At 70.9% G+C, this 11,487-nt stretch carries 8 protein-coding genes and 4 tRNA genes; 4 read left to right on the top strand and 8 right to left on the bottom strand.

The genetic code is table 11. The annotated features are described in order from the left end of the window. Nucleotides 1-69: 69 nt before the first annotated feature. Nucleotides 70-1,353, bottom strand: a complete 1,284-nt coding sequence (gene murA / locus G6031_RS11865; RefSeq protein ID WP_179524634.1) for a UDP-N-acetylglucosamine 1-carboxyvinyltransferase — start codon at nucleotides 1,351-1,353, stop codon at nucleotides 70-72. A gap of 166 nt (nucleotides 1,354-1,519) precedes the next feature. On the opposite strand from murA, the gene G6031_RS11860 reads away from it, so the two are divergent. Then, the gene (locus tag G6031_RS11860) at nucleotides 1,520-2,107 is read left to right on the top strand and encodes a cob(I)yrinic acid a,c-diamide adenosyltransferase (RefSeq protein WP_182644550.1); all 588 of its coding nucleotides are present in this window, start codon (nucleotides 1,520-1,522) and stop codon (nucleotides 2,105-2,107) included. A gap of 58 nt (nucleotides 2,108-2,165) precedes the next feature. Here the strand turns inward: G6031_RS11860 and G6031_RS11855 are convergent, their stop codons facing one another. From G6031_RS11855 to G6031_RS11825, 7 genes are all read right to left on the bottom strand, one after another. Continuing rightward, nucleotides 2,166-3,056, bottom strand: coding sequence for a LuxR C-terminal-related transcriptional regulator (locus tag G6031_RS11855; RefSeq protein WP_179524632.1), 891 nt, complete (start codon nucleotides 3,054-3,056; stop codon nucleotides 2,166-2,168). 184 nt (nucleotides 3,057-3,240) lie between these two features. Next, nucleotides 3,241-4,455, bottom strand: a complete 1,215-nt coding sequence (locus G6031_RS11850) for a GTP-binding protein (RefSeq protein ID WP_182653363.1) — start codon at nucleotides 4,453-4,455, stop codon at nucleotides 3,241-3,243. Continuing rightward, nucleotides 4,443-5,228 (bottom strand): enoyl-CoA hydratase, encoded by a 786-nt coding sequence (locus G6031_RS11845; RefSeq protein WP_179524630.1) that lies wholly within the window; start codon nucleotides 5,226-5,228, stop codon nucleotides 4,443-4,445. Before G6031_RS11845 ends, G6031_RS11850 begins: the two co-directional genes overlap by 13 nt. A 72-nt stretch (nucleotides 5,229-5,300) precedes the next feature. Continuing rightward, entirely contained in the window at nucleotides 5,301-8,543 is a 3,243-nt protein-coding gene (locus G6031_RS11840; protein WP_182653362.1) for an arabinosyltransferase domain-containing protein, read from the bottom strand. Nucleotides 8,544-8,628: 85 nt separating this feature from the next. Continuing rightward, nucleotides 8,629-8,702: transfer RNA gene (locus tag G6031_RS11835), tRNA-Phe, on the bottom strand. Nucleotides 8,703-8,751: 49 nt separating this feature from the next. Then, nucleotides 8,752-8,825, bottom strand: a tRNA-Asp gene (locus tag G6031_RS11830). A gap of 207 nt (nucleotides 8,826-9,032) precedes the next feature. Then, a tRNA-Glu gene (locus tag G6031_RS11825) sits at nucleotides 9,033-9,105 on the bottom strand. A 127-nt stretch (nucleotides 9,106-9,232) separates the two neighbouring features. Between G6031_RS11825 and G6031_RS11820 the strand changes: the two genes are divergently transcribed. The 3 genes from G6031_RS11820 (at nucleotide 9,233) to phoU (ending at nucleotide 11,426) form a co-directional block, all read left to right on the top strand. Continuing rightward, nucleotides 9,233-9,308: transfer RNA gene (locus G6031_RS11820), tRNA-Lys, on the top strand. A gap of 66 nt (nucleotides 9,309-9,374) precedes the next feature. Further along, nucleotides 9,375-10,553, top strand: a complete 1,179-nt coding sequence (gene dusB / locus G6031_RS11815; RefSeq protein WP_179524628.1) for a tRNA dihydrouridine synthase DusB — start codon at nucleotides 9,375-9,377, stop codon at nucleotides 10,551-10,553. Between the two features lie 102 nt (nucleotides 10,554-10,655). Beyond that, nucleotides 10,656-11,426: a phosphate signaling complex protein PhoU gene (gene phoU / locus G6031_RS11810; RefSeq protein WP_179524627.1), complete on the top strand. Its 771-nt coding sequence runs from the start codon at nucleotides 10,656-10,658 to the stop codon at nucleotides 11,424-11,426. Nucleotides 11,427-11,487 lie beyond the last annotated feature (61 nt).

The following is an 11,487-nucleotide window of genomic DNA, read 5'->3' as shown; positions in this document are numbered from 1 at the left end:
AGTTACGCAGACGTGAACCCAAACGCAAATCGCCAGGTCAACGGCCAGAAAGACGCGACGCTGCTCGTGTCACCTGTGGGTGTCAACACGCTCGATCCGGCCCCCCAGGGACCGCACCTTCTCGAGGAAGTCCGGGTACCCGCGGTCGATGTGGAAGATCTCGCAGACCTCGGTCACGGCGTCCCCGCACATCCCGGCGAGGACCAGTCCCGCGCCGGCGCGGATGTCACTGGCCCACACGGTCGCGGAGTCCAGGCGTTCACGGCCCCGGATCTTCGCGTGGTGCCCGTCGGTCTCGGCATCGACTCCCATGCGCACCATCTCCTCGACGAAGCGGAATCGTGCCTCGAAGAGGTTCTCGGTGATCACGGACGCGCCGTCCGCCACGGAGGCGAGGGCGATCGCCATCGGCTGGAGGTCGGTCGGGAAGCCGGGGAACGGCAGGGTCCGCACGTCCCGCGCGCGGGGACGGCCCTCCTGGATGACCCGGACCCAGTCCGGACCGGTCGAGACCTGCGCCCCCGCACCGCGGAGGTTCTCCAGCACCACGTGGATGAACATGGGATCGATGCCGGTGACGGTTACGTCACCCCGCGTCATCACGGCGCCCATCGCCCAGGTGGCGGCGACGATCCGGTCCCCTATCACCCGGTGACTCACCGGCGTCAGTGTCTCGACACCGTCGATGGTGATGGTGCTCGTCCCGGCCCCGCTGATGCGGGCACCCATCTTGGACAACAGGTCACAGATGTCGACGATCTCTGGCTCCCGGGCGGCGTTGACCAGCGTCGAGGTGCCGCGGGCCAGAACCGCGCCGAACAGAAACGTCTCCGTGGCACCCACGGAGGGGAACGCGAGCGTGTACCTGGCGCCCGTCAGCTCGGTGGCCTCGGCGACCAGTCGGCCGTGATCCATCCTCGTGGTGGCGCCCAGCTTCTCGAGCGCCTCGCGGTGCCAGTTGAGTGGCCGGTCCCCGATCGCGTCTCCGCCCGGCATCGCCAGCTCGGCACGGTGGTAGCGACCGACGAGGGGTCCGAGGATGCAGACGGATGCCCGCAGCCGCTGCGCGGCCTTGTCGTCCGAGACGTGCCCCAGGTCCGCCGGCGTGTCGATCACCACCGTTCCGCCCGAGATCTCGACGGTGCACCCCAGGTGCCGCAGCACGTCGGCCATCGCGGGCACGTCGGAGATGTCCGGGCAGTTGGTCAGTGTGGTCCGCCCCTCCGCCATCAGTGCCACCGCCATCAGCTTGAGCACGCTGTTCTTGGCGCCGGCGACAGAGACCTCGCCGGCCAGTCTGGTGCCGCCGGTGACGAGGAAGCTCTCCTCGCGGGACGTGGGGTTACCGCTCACGCGTCCACCTTAGGCGAGAACCGGGGCGACCAGCGGAGCCCGCGCACCCTCGGGGCCACGCGAACAGGCGAGGCGACCACGGCAACGCGCGACCGGGCGAGGCGACCAAAGGGACCGCGCGAGACGACCACGCGACCGCTCGACCGCGCACGCGTAGGTTGGCGTCATGGCTGTGCATCTCACCAAGATCTATACCCGGACCGGCGACGACGGCACCACGGGACTGTCCGACTTCTCCCGGGTGAGCAAGAACGACGCCCGACTGGACGCCTACGCGGACTGCGACGAGGCCAATGCCGCCCTGGGGGTAGCCCTGACCTGCGGCGATCTCGACAACCGCATCGGCTCCGTGCTCCGGGTCGTACAGAACGACCTCTTCGACGCGGGGGCCGACCTCTCCACTCCTGTTGTCGAGGCCCCCGAGTACCCCCCGTTGCGGATCGAGCAGTCCTACATCGAGCGACTGGAGGGGTGGATCGACGAGTTCAACGCCGAACTCGCCGACCTGACCTCGTTCATCCTGCCCGGTGGAACCCCCGGCGCCGCCCACCTGCACGTCGCCCGGACGGTGGTGAGGCGCGCCGAGCGGGCCGCCTGGGCCGCCGTCGAGGCATACCCCGAGACAACGTCCGTGCTGCCGGCCAAGTATCTCAACCGCCTGTCGGACCTTCTGTTCGTCCTGGGGCGGGTGGCCAATCCGGAGGGCGACGTCCTCTGGGTTCCCGGCGGCGAGCGCGGCGCCGATCGCGGCTGATCGGTCCGGCGCCGCCGGACCCCGGCCGCCGTGCCCGAGCGTGCAGCCGCCCCGGGGGTCAGGGCAGAACGCCCATCCGACGCGCCGCGTTGACCGCCTCGAATCTGGTGTGCGCATCGAGTTTGCGCATGACCGAGCGCAGGTAGCTCTTCACCGTCTCCGCACCGATCCCCATGTCGGCGGCCGTCTCGATGTTCGTCTTGCCCTGCGCGACGCAGGCCAACACGTCGAGCTCGCGGCGCGACAGGCGTGCCGTGGGCATCTCCGGCGGCGGGGAGACCATCTCGGCGCAGATCCGTTCGAGCTCGGCACGCACGTCCGGGTCCTCGGTCCGGGAGGCCAGCATCCGCAGCCGGGCATGGGTGTCGCGCATGCGCTCGTTGGACAGGACGTCGTCCCAGCGCCCCTCACCCGCTCCCGGGCCCATCGGGGCCGCGCCCCGGGCCGCGAGGGCGTCGTTGACCGCGATCTCCTGCTCGAGGGCGCGGGCCGTGGCCGCCATCTGGTTGAGGACCTTCTCGCCGAAACGGACCGAGGAGTGCACGCCGGCGTAGAGCACGGCCCGCACGTCCTTGCCCACCACGACCGGGATCGCCGCCATCGACCGCAACCCCTCGGACAGCACGGGCAGGTCGTACTCGTGGGTGATCACCCCGGCGCGCGGATAGTCGGCCACCCCGACCGGCTTCCCGGTGGCCATGACCCGACCACCGACGCCGGCGCCGTAGTGCACGGTGAGGTCCTTCATCGCCGAGGTGCGCATCCCGAGGGACTCGGAGAGCACGAGGGTGTGGCCCTCTCCGACGACCCCACCGATGGTCACCGGGATGCCCGTGGCCTCCCGCAGGGCGGAGATCGCGCTGCGGACGGACGCCAGATCACGCCGACGCCGCTGCGCATCGCTCGCGGCACTCCCGGCTACACCACGGCCGGCATTCTCCTCGTCCATGAGGTCTCCTCCCACGTCCGTGGCATACCCCCACCGCGAGTAGGGGACGACCCCCCGCAAGTGCCACACATCACCATCGTCAGCGCCACTATACGCACGTGGCCGGGCTGATGCCGATCCCAGTCGGCCGCCGACGACCGATGTCCCCGGGGGTGCCCCACCCCGCTTCCCAACCGGAGTGCACTCAGGGAGTGAAAGCTGGATCGAATGCCTCGGGATCCTCGGGATCCGCCAGCATCGCGGCCGCTCCGGTGAGGGGCGCGACGCGCTGTTCGTCGTAGATCCACTCCTCGACGTCACTGGAGTCCGGGTCGCCCACCAGGTACGGGTGCAGGCCCAGATCGGCGTCCGCGTCGACCGCCTCCCCCGGCGCCAGCACGGAGTCGTCGAGGAACCGGGTCACCTCGTCGTCGTCGAGATCGACGCCGATCATCACCATCCCCTCGGTGCCCTCTCCGCCCGCACGGAGCTCGAGCCGGCGCCCCACCAGCGCGACCTCGTAGCGCCGTGGTCCGTCGGCGGTGCCCAGGGTCACCGTGCCCTTGGCGCGGTAGGCACCGGTCGGCGGCGAGGCGAGCGCGGACAGGAACCGGCGGGGGTGGAGGGGCCCGGACGGGATCACGGTGAACGCCCGGTAGCCGTCGTGGAGATGGTCGTGGTCGTGCGGGTGGGCACGGCCGTCCGACGGCTCCCGGCCGTCCTCCGACCCGGCGGCGGTGTCCCGGTCCGGCTCCATCCCCAGCAACAGACCCGTCGGCACGGCCGCCCGGACCGCGGGCAGAACGGCGACCCGGGGGGCGTGCCGGCGGATCGTGTCGCGGATGCGGTCGAATCGAGCGCGGTCCACGAGATCGCATTTGTTGACCACCACGAGGTCCGCCTCCGCCAGGTGCGCCGTCAACCGCGGGTGCCGCGCCAGGGCGTCGTCGAGCCCTTCCGCGTCGACGACCTGGACCATCCCCGCGTGCCGCACCACCTCGCGCGGCACCTCGTGGACCATGCGCGACAGGATCGCCGGCTCCGCCAGCCCGCTGGCCTCGATCACCGCCAGGTCGAGCCCGTGCTCGGGGTCGGCCAGACCGGCCAGGGTGTCTCCCAGCTCGCTCGCGTCGACCTCGCAGCAGACACACCCGTTGGCCAACGAGATCATCGAGTCCACGCGCCCCGCGACCGACGTGGCGTCCACGTCGATCTCGCCGAAGTCGTTGACGATCGCGCCGATGCGCAGGCCCGGCGTGCCGGACAGCAGGTGGTTGAGCAGCGTGGTCTTGCCGGCACCCAGGTAACCAGTGAGGACCAACACGGGCAGGGGCTCACCGGGGGCGCGGCGGGCGTCCCCGCTCACGCCACCGCCCCCGGCGAGATGCCCGTGCGTGGGCTGGTCCCTCAGCGGCGCCACTCGGGCTTCCGCTTCTCGGCGAACGCCGACATCCCCTCGGTCTGGTCCTCGGTGGCGAAGAGCGCGTAGAAGGCGTTCTGCTCCGCGAGCAGCCCCTCCTCGAGCGTGGTCTCGAAGGACCGGTTGACCGCCTGCTTCGCCGCGATGGCGGTGGTCTTGCTCATCGAGGCGATCTTCCCGGCGACCTTCATGGTCTCGTCGAGCAGGTCCGCGGCGGGGACGACGCGGGTGACCAGGCCGGAGCGCTCCGCCTCGTCCGCGTCCATCTGTCGGCCGGTGAGGCACAGGTCCATGGCCTTGGCCTTGCCCACCGCGCGCGTGAGCCGCTGCGAGCCGCCCATGCCCGGGATGACGCCGAGGGTGATCTCGGGCTGGCCGAACTTGGCGTTGTCACCGGCGATGATCATGTCGCACATCATGGCCAGCTCGCACCCGCCGCCGAGGGCGAACCCGGACACGGCCGCGATGATCGGCGTGCGCGCGGCGGTGAGTCGCTTCCAGTCGCCGAAGTAGCGCTCGAGGTAGATCCCGGGGTAGCTCTTGTCCTTCATCTCCTTGATGTCGGCGCCGGCCGCGAAGGCCTTCTCCGAACCGGTGATGACGATGCAGCCGACGCCGGGGTCGGAGTCGAGACCCTCCACGGCCTCGACGACCTCTTTCTCCATGCCGCTGCTCAGCGCGTTGAGCGCCTTGGGTCGGTGCAGCGTGATGACCGCGACGCGGTCGCTCTGCTCCACCAGGATGTTCTCGAACTGCTTCTCGGTCACGGACATCGCGTGCTCCAGTCTGCGTCAGGGGATACTTGGACTTCCTTGTAAAAAGTCTCCGGGGCCGATGCTAGCCGGTCATCTGGCGAGCGGTCCCCCGTTCCACAGCCCCGACCGTACGGCCTCACCGTGGTCGATGGTCGCCTCCCGGGCCGCGGGCACCAACGGCTCGTAGCGCACCAGCGAACCCCAGTCCCGTGACCAGTCGTGCTCCAGATAGGTCGGCACTGTCTCGCCGGCCAGGAGCAACTCGATGAACCCGAGGGGCCCGCCACCGTCCCACGCCTGCCAGGTGTTGGTGGAACTCACCGCGAGGTCGCGATCCGGCAGGACCCGGTACTCGGGCAGCTCGTGGATACCGGCGTACTCCTCGAACGGTCGCAGACACGGGGTGTGGAAGGCCACCGCCCAGTCGGGGAGCACCGGGCGGGAGTCACCGACGAGCTCCTGCATGGTCACCAGTTCCGGCATGCGCGGCGGGGTGAACGCGATCCACCGCGACGGGTCCGGGTCCAGGTCGCGCACCACGAGCCGGATCGCCGTGGCGTCGGTGGGCAGGGTGTCGACGGGCACGCGCAGGTTCCGCCAGGACGGCGCCGGGCCGATGTCGACGGGCAGGACCGAACCGGCCGGCTCGAACCGGTCGGCTGCGGTGGCGAACTCCACGCGGATCGCGTCCGGCGCGAACGAGCCGGCCACCGCGATCGTGATGAGCGGGCTCTCCTCGTCCCGTTCGGGGAGCCGGTACCAGTCCGTGGTGGTCTCGGCGTTGAACTGCGGGCCGGTCTGGTAGCTGCCGAGCACGGGGACGCGGGCCGGGTCGAGACCGAAGGGCAGGACGGCGTGACTGCCGTTGATGCCCTCCCCCGCGCGCACTCCGCCCTCGGTGCCGGCGGTGGTGGCGGTGGCGTCGGAGTCCTCCCCGGTTCCCGGGGTGTCGGTGTCCACGGCCTGGGTGGCGGTGAGGTCGGTGGGGATGCCGTCGGGGATGAACTCCACCGGCTGCGCGCCCGCCTCGAGCTGGTCACGGGGGTCACCGACCGGGGCGAGCAGTCCCGCGTTGGCGTCGGGCTCGGCGAGCACCATGTCGGCGATACCGCACGGCTCCCCGGACAGCACCCGCAGGTTCTGCAGGCCGACCGAGTAGGCGGGGTACTGGTTGCGGACCGCGGCGGCCATGGAGGCCACGATGACGACGACGACGAGGGCCGCCGCGAGCCCGAGTGGGGCGTGCGCGACCTCTCGCAGGACCCTGACGACCGGGCCGCGATCGGCATCGGCGGGCCCCGACCCCGTGGGCCGCACGAACGGCTCCCGGTAGTGCAGGACCAGCGCGAGCAGGAGCGCGATGACCATCAGCCCGAGGAATACCGAGGAGAACGTGATCCCGGCGATCGCGGGCTGCACGCCACCCCACGGGATGCCGTAGATCGAGATGTACCACCAGCCGTTGGTGGAGGTGAAGCTCAGGGCCAGGACGAAGAACACCGCGGCGAGGAACAGCATCCGGTTGCGCAGCGACCGGGTGGCCGCCGGCAGGACGGCCATGGTCACCAGGGCCGCCAGCGCGGCGCCGATCGTGGCGAACGCACCGAAGTGGTGGGTCCACTTGGTGGGGTTGAGCGCCATGAACGCGATCGACATGGCGGCCAGACCCACGATCCGTCGGGCGGGGCCCACGGCCACGCCGGGGATCCGCCCCTTGCGGAACAGGATCGCGGCGCACGTGATCAGCGACAGGAACATCGCCAGGACCGCGAACCTGCGGGCCAGGGACCCGTCCGGCGTCGGGTTCATGAGCCACTCGTACCGCCACACCTCCTCGAACCAGCGCCCGGTGGGGCCGACGTCGCCGAGCAGCGCCGACGACTGCAGCGTGGTCACCAGGGGCTGGTCCAGGAAGATCAGGTGCAGCACGCCGAGACCGGCGGCGAACAGGGGGGCCACCGTCGGGATCCAGCCGTCGCGCCGTGCCCGCCGGACCACCAGCAGCAACAGCGGTCGGGAGGCCGCGATGATCGCCGCGATGCAGAAGGTGCCCGTGGGCGCCGCGGACAGGGTGAGCCCGCCGATGATGAAGCCTGTGGCCGCGGGCAACAGCCTGCCGGTGGCCAGGGCGCGCTCCAGCGAGACCCAGGTGGCCAGCACACCGAAGGCCACGATCGGCTCGGGGCGCAGCCCGTTGTTGTAGGTGAGCCAGAACGCGAGGAACACCGCGGCGGTACTCCACCGGACGGCCGACGCACGGCGGGCGGCGATGCCCAGTCGCGGGATCACCTCGCGGGACAGCAGCATCCACGACGCGATCCCCAGCAGCAACGCCGGCAGGCGCAGCCACATACTGCCCACGGTGACGGAGCTGATCGCCGTGTACAGGTAGTACGGCATCCCGAACGGCGCGTACGGGGCGCCGTAGTACCGGAACACCTCCGGCATGTAGCCGCTCGAGACGGCGGCACGCGCCTCGGTGAGGATGTACCCGTCATCCGCCGTGTTGGCCCCGATCACGTGCCAGACCAGGAGCGTGGCCACGACCACCAGGTCCAGGGGGCGGGGCTTCCACCACCGGCGCGGCAGGACCCGTCGGCCGACCCGCCCGTCGCGCAGGTCGAGTCGGTGCAGGGCGACCAGCGCCACGACGATCGCGAGGATCCCGACCACGATCGCGATCTGCTTGATCACGGTCGCCTGCGTGGTGTAGCGGGAGTCGACGGTGATGTCGACGGACATCCCCTCGGGCGCCGGCCCCTGCAGATCAGTGAAGACCCCGACGACCTGCGGCCGCAGATCCTGGTCGATCCGCCCGCCCACCTCGCCGTCGTCCGAGGCGAGACCGACGAACTCCGCGCCGATCGAACCGGAGTCGGCCACGACGCGGATCACCGAGCACGCCCCGGGTGAGGCGACCGCGTCAGTGGGGGCGGCCGCGACCAGCACGTTCCGGCTGCGCACCTCGACGGTGGGGCCGGCCACGGACACCACGAGCGCACGCGCGCCCGCGTTCTCTCCCGCCTGACGGGGCGCCGTGGACACGAGCACCCCGTCCTCACGGCCCTGGTCCCGGAGCTCCCCCACCGCCGCGCACGGGACGTCCACCGCCAGGTCGAGCGGGTAGTAGGCCACGAGGGGCGCCGTCACCGGGTCGAGGGTCCCGGCCTCCGGCCAGCTGATCGTCGAGGTGGTCTGGGTGACCGGGAGCAGCGGGACGATGATCGCGAGGAGGATCCCGACCAGGCCGCTGACCGCGGCGACTATCCCCCACCGGGTTCCTGTACGGGACCTGTCCGGCACGTCACGGACCTCGGTGGCAGTCGATGGCATGGCGTCCACGCTATAACGACCGACGGGGGTTCCCCGAAACGACGAACGCGCCGGAGGGAAACCCTCCGGCGCGCTGCGCTCTCGGTGGCCAGAGTCGGGATCGAACCGACGACCTTCCGCTTTTCAGGCGGACGCTCGTACCAACTGAGCTACCTGGCCATAAGACCACCGGCGCATCCGGTAAACCGAATGCGCCGGTTGTCTCCTGCGACCCTGACGGGACTCGAACCCGCGACCTCCGCCGTGACAGGGCGGCGCGCTAACCAACTGCGCCACAGGGCCGTGCTTTTCGCACGAGACAGAACAGTAATCGACGCTCACGCCGGACGCAAATCGCGGGACCGGCGGTGGTTCCAGGGCAGCTCGGAACGGGTTCGGTGGATCCCGGTGGCGACGCCCGGGGCGCCAGAAAGGGGGCCGACGACACCCGGCCCGCAGACGAGAGAAGTCCCGGCCACCGACGAACGGTGACCGGGACTCCTGACCTCGTACCCCCTACGGGATTCGAACCCGCGCTGCCGGCGTGAAAGGCCGGTGTCCTAGGCCGCTAAACGAAGGGGGCGTACGCCACGTCCGGGATCGCCGGGCCGCAGCGCGTTCGAGTTTAGGGCACGGCCCAGCAGACGTCTAAACCAACCACGCCCGAGCCGACGCCCGTCGGCGCGAACGGGGACGGTATCGTGACCGACGCCCCTATAGCTCAGTTGGTAGAGCTACGGACTTTTAATCCGCAGGTCGTCGGTTCGAGCCCGACTGGGGGCACCACGATCGGCCGGGCGGCACAGGGCGCCCCCATTGGACCTGCCCGCCCCGCGCTGGGACACTCGGATCATGTCCGCACCCACCGCCACCGGCGGGCCCGCCCTGCGCATCGGCCCCCTCGAGCTCGCCTCACCGGTCGTCCTGGCGCCGATGGCGGGCGTCACCAATGTCGCCTTCCGCACGCTGTGCCGCGAACTCGAACGTGAGCAGCAGGGTTCGGTGTCCGGGCTCTACGTCTGCGAGATGGTGACGGCGCGGGCGCTCGTCGAACGCCAGCCGGGAACCCTGCACATGGCCACGTTCGCGCCCGACGAGTCCCCGCGCAGCCTGCAGCTGTACACGGTGGACGCCGAGTACACCTACGCGGCCGCCAAGATGATCGTCGACGAGGACCTGGCGGACCACATCGACATCAACTTCGGGTGCCCGGTCCCCAAGGTCACCCGACGCGGCGGCGGGTCGGCGATCCCCTACAAGCGGCGGCTGTTCCGCTCCATCGTCGCCGCGGCGGTCCGGGCCACCGAGGGCACCGACATCCCGGTCACGGTGAAGATGCGGGTGGGGATCGACGACGAGCACCACACCCATCTCGACGCCGGCCGCATCGCCGTCGACGAGGGCGCCAGGGCCGTCGCACTGCACGCACGGACCGCCGCCCAGCGGTACTCCGGCGAGGCGGACTGGTCGCAGATCTCCCGCCTGGTCGAGCACATCGGCGCGGTCTCTGATGTCCCGGTGCTGGGCAACGGCGACATCTTCTCCGCCGAGGACGCCGTCCGGATGCGGGAGCAGACCGGGTGCGCGGGCGTCGTGATCGGCCGGGGCTGTCTGGGCCGGCCGTGGCTCTTCTCCGAGCTCGCCGCCACCCTCGACGGGCGCGAGGCACCGGCCCCGCCCACGCTCGGCGAGGTCGGCCGCATCATGTACCGCCACGGCGAACTCCTCGCCGAACACCACGGTGAGAACAAGGGGATGCGCGACATCCGCAAACACGTGGCGTGGTACCTGCGGGGGTTCCCTGCCGGCTCCGGCAAGCGGGTGGCCCTGGCGGCCGTCCGCACCCTGGACGACCTCGCGGAGATGCTCGCCGATCTCCCCGCCGACGAGCCCTTCCCCGCGGACGGGTACGGCCCGCGCGGCCGCCAGGGATCGCCCTCCCGGGTTCTCCTGCCCGAGGGGTGGTTGGACGATCCGGAGGACGACGCGGTGGCTCTCGAGGGTGCGGACGCGGAGAACTCGGGCGGCTGAACCGGCACCTCCGGCACCGGCGCGGATGACGTGTCCCCCTGTTCATCGGCCGTTCATCGCCGGTATCGATAGTGCGGTTGACATGCCCGTATGCTGGTTCACATGCGTCTCGTCTACTCTGAAGAACTCGCGGATCTGGCCACCTCGATGGCCCGGATGTGCTCCCTCGCCACCGACGACATGGAGCTGGCGACCCACGCCCTCCTCCAGGTCGACCTCGTGGCCGCCGAGAGGGTTCTCCAGTCCTCGACGGAGATGTCCCGGCTGGCGACCGAGAACGAGGAACGCGGGTTCGCGCTCCTGGCCCTCCAGGCGCCGGTCGCCCGTGATCTCCGGCAGGTGGTCACCTCCATCCAGCTCGTCCAGGACCTCACCCGGATGGGCACGCTGGCAGGGCACGTCGCCAAGATCGTCCGTCGGAGGCATCCGGAGAGCGTGCTCCCGGAGCCCGTCAACGGGTACTTCGCCGAGATGGGCCGGGTCGCGGTCTCGCTCGGCCGGTCCGCCACCGAGGTGCTGCTCAACCGGGACGCCGAGCAGGCCGCCACCCTGGCCCAGCAGGACGACGCCGTCGACGACCTCCGCCGCCACCTGTTCACCCTGCTCACCGTGCGGGAGTGGAAGTGGGGAGTGGCGTCGGCGGTCGACGTCACCCTCCTCGGTCGCTACTACGAGCGGTTCGCGGACCACGCGGTGGAGGTGGCGCAGCGCGTGATCTTCCTCGCCACCGGCGAGTACGCCACCCTGGCGGAGGACGATCCCGAGCACTCCTCCGCCTCCAACGAGGAGCTGGTCCGCCGCTTCAACGAGACCGACAGGTCGTTGACGCACCGCGTCTCGGGCGACGACCCGGGGAACCCCGGCCCCAGCTGACAGCCGGCCGGGCCGCGACGACGAGCGCCCCGGTACCCGCCCACGAGGCGGGTACCGGGGC

It is taken from the genome of Dietzia sp. CQ4, assembly GCF_014145125.1.
Lineage (GTDB): Bacteria > Actinomycetota > Actinomycetes > Mycobacteriales > Mycobacteriaceae > Dietzia > Dietzia natronolimnaea.
The sequence above is the reverse complement of the archived record's forward strand: the minus strand, read 5'-3'. Positions and strand labels throughout refer to the sequence as shown.